Genomic DNA, 23272 nt, shown 5'->3' on the forward strand with positions numbered 1-23272 from the left:
GCGTGGTGGGCGAAGAGTCCTTTAGGGGTCAGCCCTTGACCTCGACGTGGCGGTCCTTCTCGGTCGTGGCCTTGGGGACCGTCACGGTCAGCACGCCGTCGGCGAGGTTCGCGTCGACGCGTTCGGCGTCGATGTCACCGGGCAGGTATACGCGGTACTCGAACCGGCCTGTGCGCCGCTGCTTGCGGTGCCGCAGTCCACGGCTCTCCCGCTCCTTGACCTCCCCGGTGATGGTCAGCTCCCGGTCGTGCAGCGACACGTCGACCTCGTTCTTCTTCAGGCCGGGAAGTTCGGCCTCGATCACGTAGGCGTCGTCGGTCTCGCCAACGTCGGCCGCGGGCACCCAGGGCATCTCCGTCGGGGCACCGGCGAAAGCCGCGTTGACCAACTGCTCCATCTGCTCGTAGAGGGCGTCGAACGCCCGCGGCCTCGGTGTGAGCATCGTGTCACCGGAGCGGCGGATGCTGGGCAGTGCCATGGTTCGATCCTCTCGTGAGGTTCTCTCAATCGAGAGTTGCCTGTCCGGCCGGTAAGGCACATCCTCAGAGTTGACAGGTCTGGGCAGGGCCCGCGGTCAGCCGACTTCCCGGATGTCGGGGTCCTCTAGATCGAGCCATCGGTCCACGGCCCGCAGGCCCTCGGCGCTGATCTTGCCTTTGGAGTAGAGCCGGCGCAGCTTCTCTCGCTGCGTCCGTACCAACTCGCGGCGGAGGCCGAGGGAGTCGGTGACCTCCTCGTCGAGGTCCTCGCCGAACTCGGCGCGAATCCGGTCCAGGAGATCCTCGTACAGCTGGCGGAAGGTCCTGCCGGTGCGACCATCGACCTCGCCGTTCTCGATGAGCTCGTCGAGCCGGGCCAGGGCGGCTTCCACCACTGCCTTCTTCGCCTCCTGGTACTCGATCCGGACGCGGTCGGACTCGGCCAGGCCCAGTCGTCTCAGCAGGCCGGGCAGCGTGGTCGCACACCCGATCAGGGTGATGAACACGACGGCGCCGGTCACGAAGAGCCTCTCACCGCGTCGTTCCGGCGGCAGGCCCGGTGCGGACACCGGCAGGGACAGCACGATCGCCAGCGAGATCGCGCCTCGCATGCCGCTCCAGCCGATGGCGAGCCGGTCGCGCCAGGGCAGATGATCGAAGGTGATGTGCCGGCCGGGCAGATACCGGGAGAGCGGGAAGACGAGCTGCGTCCAGGCCAGCCGCAGAGCCACGATGACAGCCGTGACCGCGACCGCGCCGAGAATCGCCGACGGCCACGCCGCACCGGTCAACTCGCGCACGATGACGCGTATCTCGAGGCCGAGCAAAACGAACAGTGCCGACTCGAGGAGGAAGACCAGCACCCGCCAGAACAGATGGCCGGGCAGCCGGGACGCCGGTTGGAGCACGCCCTCTCCGCGCGTGCCAAGGTAGAAGCCCGCGCAGACGGTGGCGAGTACCCCGGAGAAGCCGAGCCTGTCGGCCGGGACGAACGCGAGGTACGGCGTCAGCAGGGACACGATGATCTGGCTGCCGGGATCGCGGATCCGGCGGCGCAGGCGGGACGCTATGAACCCCACTGCCAGGCCGTACGCCACGCCGCCGGCGACCACCCCGGCCAGGCGCGCGATGCCGTGGCCGACGGTGAAGGGCGTCGTCAGCGACTCGACGGCCAGCACGAAGGCGGTGAGCGCGACGGCGTCATTGATGAGGTTCTCACCTTCGATGATGGTCACGATCCGAACCGGCGCGTTCAGCCGCTTCATGATCGAGATTGCGGCGACGGGGTCGGTGGGGGCCACGGCCGCACCGAGGGCTATGGCCGCCGCCCAGCCCAGGTCGGGCAGGACCCACCGCAGGACCGCGGCGACCGTGAAGGTGGTCACCGTCGTCAAGCCGATCGCCAGTGCCGTGATCGGCACGGCCTCCGCCTTCGCCTCGCGCGGGGCGCTGAAGAACGCCGCGTAGTAGACCAACGGGGGGAGGAAGCCGAGCAGCACCACTTCCGGCGGCAGCTCGATCTCGGGCATGCCGGGCAAGAACGCGATCGCCGCGCCGAGCACGACGAGCAGGATCGCGTCGGGCATCCCTATACGCGCGGAGAGGGCCCGGGAGAGCAGTACCACGACCGCGGTGGCCAGGACGACGATGAACACGGATTCCGGGCCCATGATCGCGGCCTTCCCCCACAGGGCCCGGCCAGCCGAAGATGCGGGTAGGGAAATGTACAAGAGGGACTGATCTGCCGACGATCACTGCCGTCAGCGCTCAGCGGCGGCTGCTACCCGGCCGGAGGATGCAAGACGCCCGGCGGCACGCGAAGGGTGGTGGGCGTGACAGAGGAACCACTGCTCGACTCGAAGCTGGAGCCGCCCGACCCTCCATCAGGGCTGGTGGAGCGACCAGGTCTCAGCCGTGCCCTCGACGCTGGGCGGCAGCGTCCGATAACCCTGGTCAACGCCCCACCCGGCTGGGGGAAGTCCGTATTGCTGAGCTGGTGGACGAGGGCGACGGAATTCCGCGTCGGCTGGGTCGGCATCGAGGACGGGGACGATCCCCGGTTCTGGTCCTATCTGCGGGCCGCGCTGAACTCCGCGGGAGGTTTCGCAGGTGACGCCCTGCCGTCGCCGGACGAGGCGCCCCAGGAGGTGTTCTTGGCCCGGCTGGCGGCCATGCTGGCCGATCTGCGCGAACCGGTGGGCATCGTCCTCGACGATTTCCATCGAATACGGGACCCGCGCATCCTGAAGGGCCTGGAGTATCTTGTCCGGCACGCCGGGCGGGCACTACGGATGGTCATCGTGACGCGCGGCGGTCCGGGACCTGCACTGGCACGGCTGCGGCTCGCCGATGCGGTCACCGTGGTGGAGGGCGCGGATCTGTCCTTCAACATGGCGGAGACTGTCGAACTGCTGGCCGCGCTCGGCCTGGAATTGCCCGACCGGTACACACGCATGCTGCTCCGGCGAACAGCGGGGTGGCCAGCGGGCCTGAGGCTGGCGGGCCTGTCCATGCGAGGACACTGCGATCCGCTGCGTTTCGTCGAGGAGCTCACCGGCAACCACGAGAGCATCGCGGGTTATTTCACATCAGAAGTGTTGGACGGGCTCGGCGGCGGGCACCGGGAGGTCCTGCTGTGCGGCTGTGTACTGGATGAGCTGACCGGCAGCCTGGTGGACGCCCTCACCGGCCGGTCGGACGGTGAAAGGATCCTCGCCGAACTGTGGGAGGCGGGCGTTTTCCTCGACCCGGTCGGCGACGGGCACTCCGCGTACCGCTGTCACCGTCTTTTCCGTGAGTTCCTCCGCCGTGAGCTGGTCAGGCGGGCACCGCTACGAGTTCCCGAGCTGCATCGGCGCGCGGCCACCTGGTACGCCGCACGAGGCTCGTCCTCGGAAGCGCTACAGCATGCCCTCCTGTCCTCGGACTGGCGTATGGCCACGGATCTGGTGACCGACTACTGGCCCGATCTCGTGCTCTCTGGTCCGGACCCGCCGCTCTGGGTACCCGGCCCCGCGCCACCCGAAGCAGCCCTTCGCGATAACCCGGATCTTGCACTGGCCTGTGCACTGAACCAGCAGATTCTCGGCGATCGGCGAGGAACCGACCGTTATCTGCGGCTCACCGGCGATGACAGGGTCGCGGCGATCCACCTGGCACGGTCGGTGGCGGCGGGGGACGTCGCTACGGCCTCCTCCCAGGCGTCACGGCTCCTCACCCACCGGGAAGACAACGAAGGCGCCCGTAGCGTCGCCCTTTCCGCACTCGGCACGGCCCGGCTGGCGACCGGCGACCTGTCCGTAGCGGAACGGGCACTGGACGGCGGGCTGGTCGCGGCTGAGCGGGTGGGCCTGGGACGGGTCCGGGCAGCGTGCCTGAGCAGGCTCGCCGTGGTCCGTGCACTGCTCGGCGATCTCCATCTCGCGAAGCGGACGGCTCAGGATTCGCTCGGCTCCACGACGACGTCCGTGGCCTGCGGATATGCCCATCTGGCGCTAGCGATCACGCACCATGAATGGGGCGAGGGGGACGAGGCGGCACGGTACCTGGATCTCGCAGAGGGTTCCGGTGACCGGCTCCTCGCAGCGCTGATCAGCGTTGTCCGGCTGTGGTCGCTACAGGACGGCGAATCCCGCTCCAGAGCGGATGAGGCACTGCGCGAGACCCACCACGAACTCACCGGCTGGGCCGTACCGAGATACATCGCCCACCGGTTCACCGCCGCCGAGGCGGGACTTCGAGCGAGCTTCGGGGACACCCGTACGGCCTTCCGGCTACTTGCCGACCAGGCTGAGGCCTCGGGCGGCTCGGCGACGCTGACGGTCGCGCTCGCACGCACACAACTGAGGGACGGCAATCTGGACGCGGCGATAAGGACGGCCGCCGGCGCGCCGAACGGGGAACTGGGGCTCGCGCTGGAAGCGGGCCTTCTGGAAGCCTTGGCCGCCGACCGTCTCGGCCATGGCCGACACGCTTCCATGAGCCTGGAGAAGGCCCTGCAACTCGCCGATCATGAACGCTTCCGGGGTGTGTTCATCCGCGAGGGCCCGGCGGCGCGGCGGCTTCTGAGCGCCCACCTGGACTCCGGGACGGCATACTGGCCGTTGGTCATGGACATCATCGAGTGCGCTACCGAGCGGCCGGACCGCCCCGCCGCGCCGCTGACCGAGCGGGAACTGACGGTGCTGCGGTATCTCCAGAGCGTTCTGACGACCGAGGAGATCGCGGCCGAGTTGCACGTCTCGGTCAACACCGTGAAGACGCACATGCGCCACATCTACCGGAAGCTCACCGCCTCCCGGCGCCGGGAGGCGGTGCGCAAGGCGCGGGACGCTCAGCTTCTCTGAGCGCTGCTGTCGTGACGGCTGCGGTGACGGTTCCGGAAGGCTCGGAACAGGCGAAGCGGGAACAGCCCGATCAGCGGAGCGCGCCTGCCGAGATCCTCGCGATCCTCCCGGTCGAAGGCACGAGCGTAACGGGCGGCGTCCCCGGCGGTCTCGTACTCCTTGGCCCCTCCGGCCCCGCATTTGCGGTCGCAGCTCCACACCAGCGTGTTCCCTTCACTGGTGAACCGCGGACGATGGCCGAGAAGACGGCAGGCGAGCGTCACTCCTCATCCCTCCTGGAGTCTCCGGGGCCGTACCTGCTGCGGGTCAGCCGCAGTAGGCGCCCCTCCTTGGTCGCCTCTTCCAGGGCCTGCCTGAACCGGCCGGGGCCCCAGCTTCGGGCCCTGACCCGCTTCGCCAGGTCGCGCCGCTCCACAGGCCCCGCCCCGGTCGCGTGGACTAGATCATCGATCTCACGGTCGAGTTCGCGTTCGGAGACCGCCGTCGACCGGCTTGGCGTGCCCGCGGTTCCCATCATTCCCGGCGAGTAGGTCTGCGAGCCCCCAGGCCCGGGACGGAAGCGCTGCGGCCTCGCCATCTCCCGCTTGCGGCGCCGGGCGGCGCGCTCCCGGACGCGGCGATCGCGTTCGTCAGACCGGCGCCTGTCCTCGGCCGGCAGTTCCCGCTCCAGTGCGGCCCGCCGGAGGCCCTCCTGCTCCTGCGGCGTGGAGGCCTCGGCCTCCTCCGCGGTAAGCGGACGGGCGATGTTCTCCAGCGACTGCTGTTCGGCGCGGACACCGAAGATCAGCTCCGCGAACCCGCCCAGCATCATCGCCCCGCACCCGATGAAGAACCCGACGGCGACCAGGTCCAGCCGGCCGCTGCCGATGAACTGGCCGAAGAGCGCCGGGCCGGTGATCCCGCCGACGGCGGTGCCGACCGCGAAGAAGAGGGCGATGGCGAGTGCACGGGTCTCCATCGGGAAGATCTCGCTGACCGTCAGGTAGGCGGAACTGGCCCCGGCCGACGCGACGAAGAAGCTCAGCGCTACCAGGACGATGAACGTCGTCGAGGTCAGCAGGCCGGCCATGAGCAGAGCCGCGGTCGCCGCGATCAGGGCCGCGGAGCCGAAGTAGGTGCCGGCGATCATCGGCTTGCGGCCGACGGTGTCGAAGAGGCGTCCGAGCAGTAGCGGCCCCATCAGGTTCCCGAGCGCGAACGCGGCCAGGAAGTAGGGCACCGTGCCGGACGCGACGTCGAAGAAGTCGCTGAGGATCGTGCCCAAGTCGAACGTGACGGCGTTGTACATGAACGCCTGCCCGACGAACAGCGACAGCCCGAGAACGGTGCGGTTGGGATAGCGCTTGGCCGTCACGCGGGCGATCTCGCGGAAGCTGATCGACCTGCGCTGCCGCACGGTGATGCTCTGGGCCGGAGGGGGCAGCGGCTCCCCCGTCTCGGACTGAACCTCCCGCTCGATCCGGTCAACGATGCGTTCCGCCTCCTCGGCACGGCCATGGATGAACAGCCAGCGGGGGCTCTCCGGAACGTTCCGGCGCACCACCATGATCCCCAGCCCGAGGGCCCCGCCGATGGCGAAGGCCAGCCGCCAGCCGAGATCCGCCGACAGCAGGGCATCGTTGAGGAGAAGCACGCTGCCAAGACTTCCAAGGGCCGCGCCCAGCCAGTAACTGCCGTTGATGGCAAGGTCCACACGGCCGCGGTTGCGGGCAGGGATCAGCTCGTCGATGGCCGAGTTGATGGCCGCGTACTCACCGCCGATGCCGGCCCCCGTGAGGAAACGGAACAGGAACAGGTACCACGCCTCGGTAGCGAACGCGGTCGCCACGGTCGCGACCACGTACAACCCCAGTGTGATCATGAACAGTTTCTTGCGCCCGAAGCGGTCGGTGAGCTGACCGAAGAGAAGCGCGCCCAGGCAGGCGCCGGCAACGTAGAACGCCGCGGCCGTGCCGATGTCGCCGCTGGCGACGTCGATGCCGCTGCCCGGCTCGGTCATCCGGGCAGCGATCGAACCCACGATCGTGACCTCCAGCCCGTCCAGGATCCAGACGGTGCCGAGGCCGATCACGATCCTCCAGTGGAACCGCGTCCAGGCAAGGCGGTCCAGCCGAGCGGGAATCTGGGTCTGAATCGTGCCGCCTTCACCGGCATTCGTCATCCCTTACCCCCTTGAAAGCAGGTCACTGTCATCGACCAGCGTCTGAGTGAGGGGGTGAGCAGACGTCACCCGCACAGGGTGAAACGGACTCGGTTCCGGCATCCCCCTCACCGGGTGACGCGTTCTCACCCGGTCTCGCACGACGCTGTGGCAGGTAACGGTTCTCCTCATCTGGAAGGCGGGCTCGAATGAGCGCTACCGGGTTCTCGACCTTGGACAAGACCGTCCACAAGACGAACCAAATATTGAAGGAGATCGAGCATGCCCAAGGGTGGTCGAAGGACCGACGAAACTGGTCCTACGATGCGTTGCGCGCCGTCCTGCACGCTCTGCGCGACCGGCTGCCCGTGGACGAGTGTGCACATCTTTCCGCACAGCTGCCCCTGCTGGTCCGTGGCGTGTACTACGAGGGCTGGGACCCCAGCCGAGTACCGGTCAAGATGGACAAGAAGGATTTTCTCCAACATGTCCGGCGCGGCTTCCCATACGAGGTCGAGGGCGGTACGGAGCGGCTGGTGTCCACCGTCCTGGACGCCTTGCGGCGCTACGTCGCAGAAGGGGAGTGGGAGGACATCAAGTCCAGCATTTCCCAGGACCTGCGCCCGCTCATTCCGGTCTAGAGTGTCGCTGGGCGGGGGATGACTCGGCCTCCGTGCCGTCGGGGTTCTCTCCGGACTGCGCGCCTGGAAGGTCGTCGGAATGTTCGAGGACCTGCCGCGCCAGTTCGACGCGCGAACGGACGTCGAGTTTGCGGAAGATCTGCCGCAGGTGGAACGCGACGGTGTGGACGCTGACGAACAACTGATCGGCGATGCGCTGGTTGGTGAGCCCTTGGGCGACGAGCCCGGAGATCCGCTCCTCGGCCCCGGTAAGGCTGCCCCAGCCGGCCGCGGGCCGCTCGCGGCGGTTCCAGTGCCGTCGGCGCTCCCCCATCCCCCGCAGGCGCCCCCGGAGCCGGGCGGCGTCGCGCTCAGCACCGGCCGCCGCGTAACAGGACAGAGCCTCGTCAAAGAACTGGATTTTCTGGCCGCGTGCGCCGTTCCCCCCGTCCAGCAGCATGCCGAGGTCTTCGTAGGCGGAGGCGGACGCCCAGTGGTCGGCGTGCTCCGCAGCGGCGTGTCGGAGGAGGTCAGAATCGCCGTGCAGCAGCCCGCGGGCGTGCTCGGCGGCGGCGGCCAGACTGGGCAGCCCCGGGTTCATGTCGGCGAGCCGGTCGGCCGCCGCAACGACCTTCTCGGCCGATCCGGGCTCACCCGCCGCGACCGCCGTTCGGACCAGCCAGGCCGCCGCGGTCGGATCGCAGATCAGTACCCGACTGTGCTTTGTCAGGTCGTCGAGGAGTCCGCTCAATGCGGGCAAGGCGGCCCGCGGCCCGTCACAGGCCTCGGTGACCTGCGCCCGGATCAGTTCGCTTCGGGTCAGGTCGAAGGGAGGGGATGCCGGGCCGCCCGCGTCCTCGCCGCCGAGGCCGTGCTTCGTGGCGGTCTCGAGATCGCCGGAGCGCAGGGCCGCGATGGCCAGCGTCGCCCGGGCACAGGCGCCCAGCAGGTGCGCCCCGACCGCGTCGGCCGCTTCCAGAGCCGCCCTCGCCCCGCGGATCGCCTCCTCTGGCCGCCCCTCAGCGAGGTCGATGCGTGATCGCACGATCCCCGGTCCGGCCGCCCAGCCGTCCCGTCCGATCCCCTCGGCCCCGCCGGTCCCCAGCACCATCGTCCGGCGCGCCTCGTCCATGAGCCTGACGTCCACCAGGAACGAGGCCAGTATCAGACCTGGGTGGAGCCGGCACTCATGCACGCCGTCGTTGAACGCCTGCCGCACACCTGTCCGCGTGAGGTCGAGCGCGCCGGTCAGATCGCCCTCGTCCCAGTCGTTCAGGGCGAGGACGATGAGCGCACCGGTCACCAGGCCACGGCCGGGCACGTCGGCCGCCTTGATGATCGCTCTGGCCCGGTCCAGCACGCTTCCGCCCTCCTGCAGCCCGGCCTCGGCCTGCATGAGGGCGAGTTCGGCGCGGTCGCGCACCTCCTCCGTCAGATCAGGCATGTCCAGCACGGCCTTGGCCGTGTCCGACGCCCTGACGGCCTGCCCCATCGGCACCAGGATGAAGGACAGTGCGGTCAGCAGTTCGGCGGTGGACGGGCCGGACGCGCATTGGTCGAGCGCGGCCTCCGCGAGCTCCGCGGCCCCCGTCAGGTCACCGGCGGCGACCAGCGTCCGCATCGCCGTCATCGTGCGCGCGAACCGCAGCGGATCGGCGGGCTCGGTGAGGTCGAGCGCCCGATGGGTCAGCTCGGCGGCGACCGCCGGGTAGGTGTCGAGCATCTGCGAGCTTGCCCGGTCCAGGCTCTGGAGGACCTCCGGGACGCCTGAGACCGCCCCCGCCATGAGGTGGGCCGCCGCAGCCTTCACCCTGCCACCGTGCTCCAGCAGGGTCCTTCCGATCTGCACGTGCAGGGCCTGCCGGACCGGACCGGGGATATCCGTGATCACCGATTCGCGCACCACGTCGTGCTGGAACACCAGAGCCTCTTCACGCGCTGCCAGCAACCCGGTCGCCAGTATCGCCTCCAGTGACGGCAGTAGTTCGGAGGGGGTGATGCCAAGCAGGTCGGCGGCGACCAGGGGGTGGAACGCGGGCCCCAGCATCGCCGCGATCTCAAGGAGCCGCCGGGCCGCCGGATCCAGTTCTTCCAGGCGACCCGCGACGACGATACGGGCCCGCTCCGGCAACCGCGAGGTGATGAGGTGAGCGTGGCCCCGGGAGATCGCTACCCCGCCCTCGTCGAGCAGTCCGTTCATCAGCTCGAGAAGCAGCAGCGGATTGCCACCCGCCCCGTCTGCGAGCACGCGCAGGTCGGAATCAGGGCACGCTCCCAAAGTCGCGGTGACCAACTCGGAGACGGCCTCACCCGACAGCGGACTGAGCTGGAGCAGGACGGCGCCGCCCGCCTGCAACCGGAGGAACAGCCGATCGAGCTCGGCGCCACCGGAGCCGGTGCGGCGTGCGAGGATCCAGCACACGGGAGACGATGCGAGTCGAATCGGGAGCGTCTCCAGGGCGAGGAGCGTCGCGGGATCGGCCCATTCGAGATCGTCCAGCAGGATCAGCAACGAGGTGGAGCGGGCCCGCCGTTCCAGCGTGGCCCGCAGCCGTTCAGCCGACCGGTCCTGTCCACCGGCCGGCGGCGAGGGTGGGCCCGGCTCGTCCAGTACCGACAGCAACAGCTCCAGGTCAACGGGCCGCCGCAGTTCGGGGGCCGTATCCGAGACCACCACCGAGAAACCCTCGTCAGCGGCCATGCGCGCGGCCTCCTCGAGCAAGCGGGTCCGCCCGATGCCCGGCTCCCCCTCGACGAGCATGACCCTCGGGCCGTCGACGCCCGTCAGCAACTCGTCGATGCCCGCCTGTTCCCGTTGGCGACCGAAGGTCGCGCCCCGCGTCGGCGGCCTGCCGTCCATGCAGGCAACGTGCCCACGATTGCGTGGGCTACGCGAGTGTCGACGCGCCGCTGGCCCATCCTTGGGCAGGTCAGGTCAACCTTGAACAAAGGCGGATCATCTGCGGGTCATCTGCCGCGAACCGGTCAAAGCGGCAGTCCTGCTCACAGGAGCAGGTCGAACATGCGCTGGACCCGCTCCCACTGCGTGGTCTGTGGGTTGCGCCGGTCCGGGAACACGATCCGGAAGGCCTGCGCCAGCGCGTAGGAAAGGCCGCCCGCGATCTCGGGAAGCTTCTCGTCGGTGACATCGCGGACCGCGATGTCCAGCGGCGGCCGCCTCGCCAGCAGCTCCAGGATCGGCTCGACCTCGATCTCCTCGTCCAACCGGCGGAACCGGTGGATGCTCTCCTGCAGACCCTTCGTGATCGGGAGGTCGAACGGCTCGATGATGTCGCGCCCGTTCGCCTTCGCCCTGGCCTGTCCGATGAGGAGCAGGTCGTACAGCTTGGCGTCAAGGAACTCGTGGTAGCGCCGCAGATCGTTCTTATCGACGTCCAACCCGGCGGCAGCCCTGAAGAAGCGCTCGAACCTGCTGATTCCCATCACGGGCATGGATCCACCTCCCTGTCATCTCCTGCCGAAGGAGAAGAAGAACCTCCCTGCAGCCTCCCCGCCCCAGGGCGACCGTCGCATCGTCAGATCTTGTAGGTCCGGCTCAACGCGACCAGGCCGCCCGCCGACGCCGGTCGGCGGTTAGACCTGCGTGCCGCCTGCCCGGCTGCCTTCCGCTCACGGCGAGTGCCCCGACGCGCCGTGGTGAGCGCCGAACTCAGACCTACACGGTCGGTGGATGTGCTGGGCCCACTGATGGCGCAGCGTGAAGACGAAGGCATTGCCATCTCCGGCAACGAAGCACGCCATCTCACTGGAATGTGCGGTGAGGACCATCGGAGGGAACCTGATGGGTAGAGCAGTCGGCATAGACCTCGGCACCACCAACTCGGTCATTGCGGTGACGGAGGGCGGGGAACCCCGGGTCCTCCCGAACGCGGAAGGGGCACGGACGACTCCGTCCGTGGTGGCCTTCACCGAACAGGGCGAGAGGCTGGTCGGGCAGTTGGCCCGGCGGCAGGCGATCATGAACCCCAAGGGCACCATCACCTCGGCGAAGCGCTTCATCGGACGACGCTACGAAGAGATCGAGACCGAGAAGGACGCGGTCTCCTCCGACGTGGTCGCAGGGCCTGACGGGTCTGCGCGCTTCGACGTGCACGGCAAGCAGTACGCGCCGGAGGAGATCTCGGCGCTGGTTCTGCGCAAGCTGGCGGACGACGCCGGAAAGTCGCTCGGCGAAAAGGTCACCGAAGCCGTCATCACAGTGCCCGCCTACTTCAATGACGCCCAGCGGCAGGCCACGAGCGACGCGGGGAAGATCGCCGGGCTGGAAGTCCTGCGCATCATCAACGAGCCCACGGCGGCGGCACTGGCCTACGGCCTCGACAAGAAGGCCGACGAGACCGTTCTGGTGTTCGACCTGGGCGGCGGCACGTTCGACGTCAGCCTGCTGAACATCGGCGACGACGTGGTGGAGGTCCGCGCGACCTCCGGTGACGGCCATCTCGGCGGCGACGACTTCGACCGCCGGATCGTCGATCATCTCGCCGATGAGTTCCAGCGGGAGAACGGGATCGACCTCCGAGCGGACCCTCAGGCCCTGCAGCGGCTGTTCGAGGCCGCCGAGAAGGCCAAGGTCGAACTGTCCACGGTGACCCAGACACAGATCAGCCTGCCGTTCATCACGGCCGACGCCAGTGGCCCGAAACACCTCAACACTTCGCTCATGCGCTCCGCGTTCGAGCAGATCACAGCAGACCTGATCGAGCGCTGCGTCGGCCCGGTGGAACGGGCGATGAGCGATGCCAAGGTCACCGCCGATGACATCGACGAGGTCATCATGGTCGGCGGGTCCACCCGAATCCCCGCCGTGCAGAACCTCGTCCGCAGGCTGACCGGCGGCCAGGACCCCAACATGTCGGTCAACCCCGACGAGGTCGTGGCACTGGGCGCCGCGATCCAGGCCGGCGTCCTCAAGGGCGAGGTCAAGGACGTCCTGCTGCTCGACGTCACGCCCCTCTCGCTCGGCGTGGAGACCATGGGCGGGGTGATGACCAAGATCATCGAGCGCAACACGACCATCCCCGCCCGCCGCACCGAGACGTTCAGCACCGCCGAGGACAACCAGAACGCGGTCGACATCGTGGTCCTGCAGGGCGAACGGGAACGGGCCGCCGACAACCGGGTGCTCGGTCGCTTCCGGCTCGAGAACATCCGCCCCGCGCCGCGCGGCGAACCGCAGATCGAGGTGACGTTCGACATCGACGCCAACGGCATCCTCAACGTCTCCGCACGCGACCAGGACACCGGCGCCGAGCAGCGCATCACCATCAGCCAGAGCTCGAACCTCGACGAGAGCGAGGTCGAGCGCATGATCGCCGATGCGGAGCAGAACCGGCAGGAGGACGCCCGGCTGCGCGCGCAGGTCGACGCGCGCAACGAGCTGGACTCGGCCATCTACCAGGTCGAACACCGGCTTGGTGAACTCGGTGACACGGTGCCCGTGCATGAGAAGGCGCGGACCGAGGGGCTGATCGAGGACGCCCGGCAGGCCATCAAGGAGGAGGCGCCGCTGGACCGGCTGCGCACGCTCACCTCCGAACTCCAGCAGATCCTGCACGGCTTGGGAACGACCACCCGAGCGGGCGCGGGCGAGCGTCCCGCTGGGGCCACGACGGAAGGCTCGGATGACGATGTCATCGACGCCGAATTCACGACGGACTGAGCAGACCGGGCAGTCGGCCGACCAGGACCGGTCACTCGAGCAGCCCGAGCGCGCCGGGCAGGGGCCCGAGCCGGAGAAGCCCGCCGAGTCGGCCGGCCGGGATTCCGGCGAGGTCGAACGGCTCAGGGCGCGGGTCGAGGAACTTGAGGACCTGTGGCGGCGCGCACTCGCCGATCTCGACAACCTGCGCAAGCGTATGACCCGCGAACTGGAGACGCAGCGCCGTGCCCAGCGGGCGGAGGTCACCGCGGCGTGGCTGCCGGTTCTCGACGACCTCGAACGCGCACTCCAGCACGCAGAGTCCGACCCGGCGAGCGTCGTCGAAGGCGTTCGCAGCGTCCGGGACCGGGCCGTGGCCACATTGCGCGACCTCGGCTATCCGCGCCGCGATGACCTGGGGGTCCCGTTCGACCCGGCCCGGCACTCGGCGGTCGCCGTGCGCACCGACCCCGACACTCCACCCGGCACAGTGGTCGAGGTGCACCAGCCGGGCTACGGCGACGACGAGAACCAGTTGCGTCCGGCGCTGGTGTCGGTGTCCGCCAGGGCCGGTGAGTGATGGCCGTCCAAGATCCTTACGAGGTGCTCGGGGTCTCCCGGGACGCCGGCCAGGACGAGATTCAGCGGGCCTACCGCAAGCTCGCCCGCGCCCATCACCCCGACATCAACAAGGACCCCGGAGCCGAGGAGAAGTTCAAGGACGTCTCCGAGGCCTACGCCATCCTGTCCGATCCGGATCAGCGCCGCCGCTACGACGCCTTCGGGTCCGACTTCCGCCGGGTTCCGGAGGACGTCGACCCGGACATGTGGGCACGCTCTCGTGCCGGTGCCGCCGCCGGTGCCGGCCGCGGCGGGCCCTACGCCACCACGGGCGGCGTCCACCCCGGCGGGTTCGGCGAGGACATCGATCTGGAGGATCTGTTCGGCGGGATCTTCGGTGGTGGCCGACGGAGCGGCGGCCGCTGGTCCACCTGGTCGCCTGCGCACGGCGCCGACCAGGAGGCCGAGATCGAGATCAGCGTCGAGGAGGCATACCGGGGGACCAGACGCACCATCACCCTCGATCGTCCGGAGGGCCGTCAGAACCTCGACGTCACCGTTCCCGCGGGTGTGACCGACGGCCAGCGCATCCGGTTGGCCGGGCAGGGCGGTAGCGGCGAAACCGCTGGGGACCTCTACTTGGTGGTGCGGATCGCCCCACATCACCGCTACCGCGTCGAAGGCCGCGACGTGTACACCGACCTGCCGCTCGCTCCGTGGGAGGCCGCCCTCGGCACGACGGTGGGCCTGCAGACCCCCGGCGGCGAGGCCAAGGTGAAGGTGCCCCCCGGCACGTCCAGTGGGCGGCGGCTCAGGCTGCGCGGCCGCGGGCTGCCCAATCCCCGCGGCACCCCGGGCGACCTGTTCGCCGAGGTCCGGATCGTAGTGCCGCCCGAGCCATCCGAAACGGAACGCCGGCTGTTCGAGGAGCTCGCCTCGGAGTCGCCGTTCGACCCGAGGAGGTCGTGATGGAACATCTGCTGCCCGGCACGGTCTACGCCATCATGCCGACCCGTCCCCGGCGGATGGACCTCGACGCCTTCGCCGAGGCCGCCGGAATCCATCCCGAGCTGGCACGCCGGCTGGTGCGTCTCGGGCTGCTCGACCCCGAGCGGGACCGCTCCGGCCGGCTCTGGTTCCCGCCCGCGCAAGTCGCCGCATACGCACGCCTCGAACGCCTGCGGACGGGACTCTGCCTCAACTACGCCGCGCTGGGACTCGTGGTCGAACTGCTCGACCGCATTGCCGATCTCGAGCGGGAACCGCGCATCCGACACCACACCGGAGGCCGAAAGTGGACCCCAATCGCCTGACCCAGAAATCCCAGGAGGCCTTGCACGACGCCCAGACCAAGGCCTTGCGTTTCGGTCACGTCGAAGTGGACGGCGAGCACCTGCTGCTCGCCCTGCTCGACCAGGCCGACGGGCTCGTCCCGCGGCTGCTCACCGAGGCGAAGGCCGATCCGGCACGGTTGCGCGAGGCGCTGGAGGCCGAGCTGGGACACCGCCCGAGCGTGAGCGGTCCCGGCACCGAGCCCGGCAAGGTCCTGGTGACCCAGAGGCTCTCCCGCCTGCTCGACACCGCCCAGCAGCAGGCCGAACGGCTGAAGGACGAGTATGTCTCCGTGGAGCACCTGGTCATCGCACTGCTGGAGGAGGGCTCGGCGACGGCGGCGGGACGGCTGCTGGGCCGTCAGGGCATCACCAGGGATTCCTTCCTGGAAGCCCTCACCCGGATCCGCGGCAACCAGAGGGTGACGTCCGCGATGCCCGAGGTCGCCTACGAGGCGCTGGAGAAGTACGGCCGTGACCTGGTGGCCGATGCTGCGGCAGGCAAACTCGACCCCGTTATCGGCCGGGACACCGAGATCCGCCGTGTCGTCCAGATCCTGTCCCGCAAGACCAAGAACAACCCCGTGCTGATCGGCGACCCCGGCGTCGGCAAGACCGCCATCGTCGAAGGGCTCGCCCTGCGCATCACCAACGGCGACGTCCCCGAGGGCCTCCGCGACAAGACGATCTTCAATCTGGACGTCGGCTCGCTCGTCGCGGGCGCCAAGTACCGGGGCGAGTTCGAGGAACGCCTCACCGCCGTGCTCAACGAGGTCAAGGCGGCCGAGGGCCGGATTCTCCTGTTCGTCGACGAGCTGCACAACGTCGTCGGCGCGGGCGCCACCGAGGGGGCGATGGACGCCGGCAACATGCTGAAGCCCATGCTCGCCCGCGGCGAACTTCACATGATCGGCGCGACGACCGTGGAGGAGTACCGCAAGCACATCGAGAAGGACGCGGCTCTGGAGCGGCGCTTCCAGCCCGTCCTGGTCGACGAGCCCACCGTGGAGGACACCGTCTCCATCCTGCGCGGTCTGCGCGAACGTCTCGAGGTCTTCCACGGCGTGAAGATCCAGGACGCCGCCCTCGTCGCCGCCGTGACGCTCAGCCACCGCTACATCTCCGACCGGTTCCTCCCGGACAAGGCCATCGACCTGGTCGACGAGGCGTGCGCCATGCTGCGCACCGAGATCGACTCCCTGCCGGCGCCGCTGGACGAACTCACCCGGCGCGTCATGCGGCTGGAGATCGAGGAGGCCGCACTGTCCAAGGAGGGGGACGCGGCGAGCAAGGACCGCCTGGAGAAGCTACGGAAGGAACTGACCGAGCTGCGCGCCGAGGCCGGCTCCATGCGCGCCCAGTGGGAGGCCGAGCGCCAGGCGCTCCGCAAGGTGCAGGCGCTGCGTCAGGAGATCGAACAGCTGGGGCAGGAGGCCGCTCGCGCCGAGCGCGACTACGACCTCAACCGTGCTGCGGAGCTGCGGCACGGCCGGCTGCCGGAGCTGGAGCGGCGGCTGCGCGCCGAGGAGGAGAGGTTGGCCGGCAAGCAGAACGGCGGCCGGCTGCTGCGCGAGGTCGTGACCGAGGAGGAGATCGCGGCGATCGTGTCCCGCTGGACGGGCATCCCGGTGAGCCGCCTGCAGGAGGGCGAGCGGGACAAGCTGCTCAAGCTCGACAAGGTTCTGCACGAGCGCGTGGTCGGACAGGACGAGGCCGTCCAGTTGGTGTCCGACGCCATCATCCGCGCCCGCTCGGGCATCAAGGACCCGCGCCGCCCCATCGGCTCATTCGTCTTCCTCGGCCCCACCGGCGTCGGCAAGACCGAACTGGCCCGCACCCTCGCCGCGGCCCTGTTCGACACCGAGGAGAACACGGTCCGCATCGACATGAGCGAATACCAGGAGCGCCACACCGTCAGCCGGCTGGTGGGCGCACCCCCGGGCTACGTGGGATACGAGGAGGGCGGCCAGCTCACCGAGGCCGTCCGGCGCAAGCCCTACTCGGTCGTGCTGTTCGACGAGATCGAGAAAGCACACGGCGACGTCTTCAACACGCTGCTCCAGGTGCTCGACGACGGCCGCCTCACCGATGCGCAAGGCCGCACCGTCGACTTCCGCAACACCGTGATCATCATGACGTCCAACATCGGGTCGGAGCATCTGCTGCAGGGCGTTACCCCAGAGGGTGATATCGAGCCGGACGCCCGCGATCGGGTCATGGGCGAGTTGCGCCGCCATTTCCGTCCGGAGTTCCTCAACCGGGTCGACGACATCGTCCTGTTCAAGCCGCTGACGCTGCCGCAGATCGAGCAGGTGGTCGACCTGATGTTCAACGACCTTCGCGCCCGGCTGGCCGACCGGCGGATGCACCTGGCGATCGACGAGGACGCCCGGCGGCTGATCGCCGAGCAGGGCTTCGACCCGGTTTACGGCGCCCGCCCGCTCCGCCGCTTCATCGCCCGCGAGGTCGAGACGCGACTCGGCCGCGCGCTCATCGCAGGGGACGTCCGGGACGGCGCGACCATCCACATCACCGTCGCGAACGACGAGCTGGACGTCCGCTACGAGAACCCGGTGTGACGGACCAGGTGCGCCGGCCTACTCGCGTCGGACTTCGCCCGGTTCCTTGTCCGTGCGGACACCACGCCAGCTCGGGTGCCGCAGTCGGTCATCGCCGGTCCACTCGGTGAAGGCGACCTCACCGACCAGTTCCGGCCGCACCCAGCGGGCGTCCCGCGCATGCTGAGGGGGCACGTCGGGAACCGGCGGGTCGTCCTGCCGCAACGGCGTGAGACGCTCGGCGAGGTCCTCCAGGCTCGCCTCGGTGAAGCCTGTACCGACATGACCGGCGTATCTCAGCCGCCCCCGCTCGTCGTTGACGGCCAGCAGGAGCGCGCCGATCCGGTCGGCGCGGCGGCCCGCTCCCGGCTTCCAGCCGACAACGACGACCTCCTGGGTCCGGAAGTTCTTCGTCTTGGTCCAGTCCCGATGCCGTTGCCCTGGTCGGTAGGGGGAATCGAGGCGCTTGGAGACCACGCCCTCCATGCCGAGACGGGACGACTCCGCGAAGACGTTCGCGACGTCGTCGTGGGAAGTGGTCGTCTTCCAGCGCGGCCCGTCCAGTCCGAGCCCGTGGAGAACCCGGCGCCTCTCGGCATAGGGCAGGGCGATCTGCGACTTGTCGCCGCGGTGCAGCACATCGAAGATCACATAAGAGACGGGGTCGGACTGGGCCAGGGCCTGGATGCGGTGTGGTCGACGAAGGTGCATGCGTGGGCCGAGCGCCTTGAACGAGGGCCTGCCGTCCGGTCCGAACGCCACGATCTCCCCGTCCAGCACCACCGGCACCTCGACCGCGGCGGCGAGCGGGGCGAGTTCGGGCCAGGCGACGGTGATGTCCTTGTCGTTGCGTGACACCAGCTGCAAACCTCCGTCGCGTATGTAGGCGACGGCGCGGACTCCGTCCCACTTCAACTCGGCCGCCCAGCCTTCCATGGTCGGCAACTCCCCCAGCACGGCCAACATCGGCGGATACACCGGCAGGTTCCCCATGACCACGACCTACCGCCCGGCGGGCTGCAGGATGCCAGGCGCCTGCAATGATCGGGCAAATTCCGCTTCTACCGACTCGCACATTTCGACATACCTCTTGGCGGCACCACCATCGCAGGGGGCATGGACACGCGACGCGCGATTCACATGCCAGATCATGAGGTGTTGTGCTTCCTCTGCTGTTCCAGGCGGCTGCGTTGACGGACCTCGTACGCGGAGTCACGCACGGCCGACTCGTCCTCCAACCCCGACCCGAGCGCGCCACCGGCCGTGCCCATGGAAGTGGTGAGCCAGGCCATCGTCAGATAGAAGCCCCACTCCGCCCCGTGGCCGAGGCTGGACCTCAGCGCGTCACTGGTCAGCACCACGGGCACCAGCACGATCGTCAGCACGAAAACGGCCGCATAAAGGCACAGCACACCGATCAGCAACGTAGCCAGAGTGACGGCGTTGTACAGCTTGGCCCGCTGGCGATTGATGACGCCGTCCGGGCGTTCCCACAATTGGTGGTCAATGATGAGCCACGCCAGCACCGCCGCGACCGCCAGCACCGCCAGGACTGCCTGCCGGATCGGACCCAGCGCATCGGCGATCTTCCAGACGGTGGCGTTGACCACCGCGAACGCCGCAGTCGCCAACACCCCGGCCAACGCCTTGGACAAGCCGGTGAACAGCCGCCAGGGACGGTTCGCTCGGATCATGCCGGACAGCAGCCGGAGATGGCCCAGCAGTCCCGGCGTCACGAACCGCTGCTCAGGCCGATGTTCGGGATCGGCCCGGCGGACGGTGTACTCCCGTGCGAAACTCGGCGGCGTCCCGTCGTAAACCAGCTTGACCAGATCCACCACACCGCGGCCAGCCCGGCTCGGCCGCTGGGACCAGCCAAGTGCGGGAAGCGACAACAAGGCGATCCTCTCGGCCCTGCTCACTTCCGCCAGGATCGGCTGAGTTCCCAGACGACGTGGCAGATCGGTCACGAACACGGCGACGTCGTAAGCTCCACTGGGGAACTGGCCGACCAAGACGTCCGCCAGGTTCTCCGCTTCCACCTGCTCGTCGGCCGTCAGGGCCCCCGGCCCGGCGTCGACTTCCCACTCCACCGGTATCGCCGTGCGCTTACGCATGTCGTCAGGAAGCGTCTCGGCAATCCGACGTACGATCTCCAACGGCAGCCCAGGATCGGCACGCAACACCACGCGCACCGCGTTGTGGTCGGCCAACCCACCGCTCCCCCCGACACGAGCAATTCAGGGCCCTACCCGGAAGAGGTAACTGAAACCTCGCACGTGACTGCTGAGCTCCCCTCCGAGTGGACCGACACCCGGCGGGGGCAACGCCCACCCCCCGCTTCGGCCGAGCATGAGCAGTAGCTTCTTCATCCCTGCCCGATGCTGGCGACCAGGTTGATGGCGACCGCCAATATCCCGGTGCCGAAGGCATACGCCAGCAGTGCATGCCCCAGGGCGGTTCGGCGGATCCGGGTGTCGGCGGGTTCGCTGTTGGAGACCGCAAACGACATTCCGAGAGTGAAGGCCATCCAGGCGAAATCGCTATACGAGGGAGGCGTGTCCTGCTTGAAATCGATGCCTCCGTCGGCGTCCTCGTAATAGAGGCGGGCGTATCGGAACGCGAACACGGTGTTCACCAGCGCCCAGGACAGGACAACAGCGCTGACGGCGAGAATGACTGCGGTGACCGAGAGCGCGTCCCGACGACCCGCGTAGCGGATCTGGGTGTCGGCCACGATGACCAAGCTCGCCACCGAGGCCAGGAGCACCACCGCGTCGGTCGAGCGGGCGTCGCCTTCCGCCTCGGCCAGCACTTTGGTGTCGCCCGGCCCCTGCGGCCAGCTGAGCCACCACACCCATGTCAAGACCGTGCCGGTGGCCAGGATCCACCCGACCAGCAAGCTCACGTCCGCGACCCCGAGCACGGCGACCGCGGCGCCGCCGATGACGCCCGCTCCCAGCGACAGCACAAGCCTGCGGGCCGACAAGAACCGCTCGGGAGGCCCGTTCTCGTTCTCCTCAACGGATGGGTCGAGATCGTCGCCCACCTCGCCTCCAAACGATCAAAAGTCCCGAGGTTGCGAGTGCCGGCTTGGTGACGTCAGCCGGTTCGCGCGAGGTACCGGCGCATCATCTGGACTGACATCGTGCCCTCCCCGACGGTTGAAGCGACCATCTTCACCGCCCGCTCCGGACATCACTGACCGTGAACACTTCACTCCAGCTCGTCTCCAGCGGTGTGCCCGGCGCCACCCGCACGAACCGTGCTCGCCCAACCCCAGGTGTTTGGCAAACCATCCGGTATGCGGCCCAGCGCCGACGAACACGGCCATCCCGCGCCGGCACAGCAACTCGCGCCGCAGCGTTTGATGGAACCGCTTGATCTTCCGGCGATCAGGTCGGTGCGGGCCTGGTCGCGTTCACCGCGCAGCTGCTCGCGCGTTCTCGTTCCTCGTCCGCGCGGCCGCAGACCGCCTCGGTCTCTTGCTGAGCGCGTGCCAGCCGTCCGGTGAGCTCGACGATGATCCCTTCCTGTATCTGGCCTGGGTCGACGCGGATCCCCAGGTCAGTACTCTCCTGGCACCAGCTCTTGACATCTTCGGCCCCTCTGCTGCAATCATTCTCTGACAACGGTTTCAGTGATGCGGGTAACAGACAGGAGTCGATGTGGCAACCATCCACGACGTGGCGGCGCGGGCCGGTGTCTCCCCCGCCACCGTCTCGCGGTTCCTGCGGGGACAGCGGGTCAGGTCGGCGGAGGCCATCCGGGCCGCCGTGGATGAGCTGGGCTTCGCGCCGAACATCGCGGCGCAGTCGCTGAAGTCGGGACGCACCCGCACCATCGGCGTCGTCGTCCCCGACATCACCAACCCGTACTTCGCCGCCGTCGTGAAGGGCATGGAGTCGGTCAGCCGCGACCGCGGCTACCGGCTGCTGCTCGCCAACAGCGACGAGAGCGGCGCCCGCGAGGCCGACCTGCTCGCCGATATGGCACGCCAGGTGGACGGCATCATCCTCGCCCCCGCGACCGAACACGAGCGGACCCCGCTGCAACTGCGCGACAGCGGCCTGCCGGTCGTGTTCATCGACCGGGACCTCGCCGACGGTGAGAGCTTCGACGCCGTGCTCGTCGACAACCACGCCGGTGGACGGCAGGCCGCCGAGCACCTCCTGGCCCTCGGCCACGACCGCATCGCGATGATCAGCGGCGGCCAGGCGGCGACCCCCGGCCGCTACCGGCGGGAAGGCTTCCTGCAGGCGGTGTCGGCCGCCGGCGTCGAGATACCGCCGGAGTTCGACCTCATCGGCGACTTCCGCGAGGAGCGCGCCTACCAGCTCGCCCTGTCGCTGCTGTCGCTCGCCGAGCCGCCGACCGCGATCTTCACCGCGAACAACCTCACGACGCTCGGCGCGCTCAAGGCGTTGCACGACATGCGGGTGGACGTCCCCGGGCAGATCAGCCTCATCGGATTCGACGACCTCGACACCGGGCCTTTGCTGCGGCCCCCGCTGACCGTTGTCGACCGTCCGATGATCGAGCAGGGCGTCCTGGCCATGCGGCTGCTCCTGCACCGCTTCGATGACAGCCAGACCCGCGATCTCCCCCGGCGCATCGTCTTGGACACAAAGATCGTCGAACGCGCCTCGACCGCCGCGCCCCGCACCTCCAGAAAGGCAGGCGAGAACCGATGACCGTAACCGAGCGTGCCTTCCTGCACGGCCTTCCCGGGGTGGACCGGGTGGGTGTCGAGGAGCGGGCGGCGCGGTTGGCCGCTCGGTCGGTCAAGGCGTCGGCGAAGGCCGAGGCGATCGATCTGGCGATTTCGATGGTGGATCTGACCACGCTGGAGGGTGCGGACACGGCGGGGAAGGTGCGGGCGTTGTGCGCCAAGGCGGCGCAGCCCGATCCGTCGGATGTTTCGGTGCCGAGGGTGGCGGCGGTGTGTGTGTACCCCGACATGGTGGAGGTCGCGGTGCGTGCCCTGTCGGGGACGGGGGTCGGTGTTGCGAGTGTGGCGACGGCTTTTCCGTCCGGGCGGGCGCCGATGGAGGCCAAGCTGGCCGATACGCGGGCGGCGGTGGCGGCGGGTGCGGCCGAGATCGACATGGTGATCGATCGGGGTGCGTTCCTGGCCGGTGACTACGCCAGGGTGCATGAGGAGATCGTCGCGGTCAGGGAGGCGTGCGGGTCGGCGCACCTGAAGGTGATCTTGGAGACCGGTGAGTTGGCCACCTACGACAATGTGCGGCGGGCCTCCTGGCTGGCGATGCGGGCGGGGGCTGACTTCATCAAGACCTCGACGGGGAAGGTGGCGCCGGCGGCGACGCTGCCGGTGACGCTGGTGATGTTGGAGGCCGTCCGCGACTACCGGGCGGCCACGGGGCGGCAGGTGGGCGTCAAACCCGCGGGCGGGATCCGCACCGCCAAGGACGCGATCAAGTACCTGGTGCTGGTGAAGGAGACCGCGGGCGCCGACTGGCTGACGCCCGAGTGGTTCCGGCTCGGGGCGTCCTCGGTGCTGAACGATCTGCTGATGCAGCGCCGCAAGCTGGCCACCGGGGTGTATTCCGGTCCC

Annotated in this window: 17 protein-coding genes; 9 read left to right on the plus strand and 8 right to left on the minus strand. The window is 69.0% G+C overall.

What is annotated here, in order from left to right; translation table 11 throughout:
* Positions 1-28: 28 nt before the first annotated feature.
* Positions 29-478, minus strand: coding sequence for an Hsp20/alpha crystallin family protein (locus AB0H37_RS40880; protein ID WP_329092148.1), 450 nt, complete (start codon positions 476-478; stop codon positions 29-31).
* A 96-nt stretch (positions 479-574) separates the two neighbouring features.
* Positions 575-2149: a Na+/H+ antiporter gene (locus AB0H37_RS40885; protein ID WP_360618026.1), complete on the minus strand. Its 1575-nt coding sequence runs from the start codon at positions 2147-2149 to the stop codon at positions 575-577.
* Positions 2150-2311: 162 nt separating this feature from the next.
* On the opposite strand from AB0H37_RS40885, the gene AB0H37_RS40890 reads away from it, so the two are divergent.
* Positions 2312-4825 carry a LuxR C-terminal-related transcriptional regulator gene (locus AB0H37_RS40890; RefSeq protein ID WP_360618027.1) on the plus strand — a complete coding sequence of 838 codons (2514 nt, stop codon included), beginning with the start codon at positions 2312-2314 and terminating at the stop codon, positions 4823-4825.
* Positions 4826-5084: 259 nt separating this feature from the next.
* On the opposite strand, the gene AB0H37_RS40895 is transcribed toward AB0H37_RS40890, so the two are convergent.
* The gene (locus AB0H37_RS40895; protein ID WP_360618029.1) at positions 5085-6986 is read right to left on the minus strand and encodes an MFS transporter; all 1902 of its coding nucleotides are present in this window, start codon (positions 6984-6986) and stop codon (positions 5085-5087) included.
* 212 nt (positions 6987-7198) lie between these two features.
* Here AB0H37_RS40895 and AB0H37_RS40900 point away from each other — a divergent pair, with 212 nt between their 5' ends.
* A complete protein-coding gene (locus AB0H37_RS40900; protein WP_329092156.1) occupies positions 7199-7606 on the plus strand; it encodes a DUF2267 domain-containing protein in 408 nt (135 codons plus the stop codon).
* On the opposite strand, the gene AB0H37_RS40905 is transcribed toward AB0H37_RS40900, so the two are convergent.
* Both AB0H37_RS40905 and AB0H37_RS40910 read right to left on the minus strand, forming a co-directional pair.
* Positions 7593-10445: an AAA family ATPase gene (locus AB0H37_RS40905; protein WP_360618030.1), complete on the minus strand. Its 2853-nt coding sequence runs from the start codon at positions 10443-10445 to the stop codon at positions 7593-7595. The genes AB0H37_RS40900 and AB0H37_RS40905 overlap by 14 nt on opposite strands.
* Positions 10446-10588: 143 nt before the next feature.
* Positions 10589-11038, minus strand: coding sequence for a DUF1931 family protein (locus tag AB0H37_RS40910; RefSeq protein WP_329092159.1), 450 nt, complete (start codon positions 11036-11038; stop codon positions 10589-10591).
* A gap of 349 nt (positions 11039-11387) precedes the next feature.
* On the opposite strand from AB0H37_RS40910, the gene dnaK reads away from it, so the two are divergent.
* Genes dnaK through clpB form a run of 5 tightly spaced genes read left to right on the plus strand, consistent with a single transcriptional unit; the run spans position 11388 to position 17715 of the window.
* Positions 11388-13265, plus strand: coding sequence for a molecular chaperone DnaK (gene dnaK, locus AB0H37_RS40915; RefSeq protein ID WP_360618031.1), 1878 nt, complete (start codon positions 11388-11390; stop codon positions 13263-13265).
* Complete coding sequence (locus AB0H37_RS40920; RefSeq protein WP_360618033.1) at positions 13228-13824, plus strand: nucleotide exchange factor GrpE; 597 nt, start codon at positions 13228-13230, stop codon at positions 13822-13824. The genes dnaK and AB0H37_RS40920 overlap by 38 nt, the downstream gene beginning before the upstream one ends.
* Positions 13825-13847: 23 nt before the next feature.
* Positions 13848-14774 carry a DnaJ C-terminal domain-containing protein gene (locus AB0H37_RS40925; protein WP_360618035.1) on the plus strand — a complete coding sequence of 309 codons (927 nt, stop codon included), beginning with the start codon at positions 13848-13850 and terminating at the stop codon, positions 14772-14774.
* Entirely contained in the window at positions 14774-15118 is a 345-nt protein-coding gene (locus AB0H37_RS40930; RefSeq protein WP_329092167.1) for a chaperone modulator CbpM, read from the plus strand. The genes AB0H37_RS40925 and AB0H37_RS40930 overlap by 1 nt, the downstream gene beginning before the upstream one ends.
* The gene (clpB, locus tag AB0H37_RS40935; protein WP_360618037.1) at positions 15100-17715 is read left to right on the plus strand and encodes an ATP-dependent chaperone ClpB; all 2616 of its coding nucleotides are present in this window, start codon (positions 15100-15102) and stop codon (positions 17713-17715) included. The genes AB0H37_RS40930 and clpB overlap by 19 nt, the downstream gene beginning before the upstream one ends.
* Positions 17716-17733: 18 nt before the next feature.
* Here clpB and ligD read toward each other — a convergent pair whose 3' ends face one another.
* The 3 genes from ligD to AB0H37_RS40950 form a co-directional block, all read right to left on the minus strand.
* Positions 17734-18687 carry a non-homologous end-joining DNA ligase gene (ligD, locus tag AB0H37_RS40940; RefSeq protein ID WP_360618038.1) on the minus strand — a complete coding sequence of 318 codons (954 nt, stop codon included), beginning with the start codon at positions 18685-18687 and terminating at the stop codon, positions 17734-17736.
* 155 nt (positions 18688-18842) lie between these two features.
* Positions 18843-19907: a hypothetical protein gene (locus AB0H37_RS40945; RefSeq protein WP_360618039.1), complete on the minus strand. Its 1065-nt coding sequence runs from the start codon at positions 19905-19907 to the stop codon at positions 18843-18845.
* Positions 19908-20062: 155 nt separating this feature from the next.
* The gene (locus AB0H37_RS40950; RefSeq protein ID WP_360618041.1) at positions 20063-20743 is read right to left on the minus strand and encodes a DUF1345 domain-containing protein; all 681 of its coding nucleotides are present in this window, start codon (positions 20741-20743) and stop codon (positions 20063-20065) included.
* A gap of 619 nt (positions 20744-21362) precedes the next feature.
* Between AB0H37_RS40950 and AB0H37_RS40955 the strand changes: the two genes are divergently transcribed.
* Both AB0H37_RS40955 and deoC read left to right on the plus strand, forming a co-directional pair.
* Positions 21363-22388 carry a LacI family DNA-binding transcriptional regulator gene (locus AB0H37_RS40955; RefSeq protein ID WP_329092178.1) on the plus strand — a complete coding sequence of 342 codons (1026 nt, stop codon included), beginning with the start codon at positions 21363-21365 and terminating at the stop codon, positions 22386-22388.
* Positions 22385-23272 (plus strand): deoxyribose-phosphate aldolase (deoC, locus tag AB0H37_RS40960; protein ID WP_360618042.1); only part of this gene is annotated, 888 nt, incomplete at its 3' end. The genes AB0H37_RS40955 and deoC, both read left to right, overlap by 4 nt.

This window comes from Actinomadura sp. NPDC023710 (assembly GCF_040639875.1).
GTDB classification, from domain to species: Bacteria; Actinomycetota; Actinomycetes; order Streptosporangiales; family Streptosporangiaceae; genus Spirillospora; species Spirillospora citrea.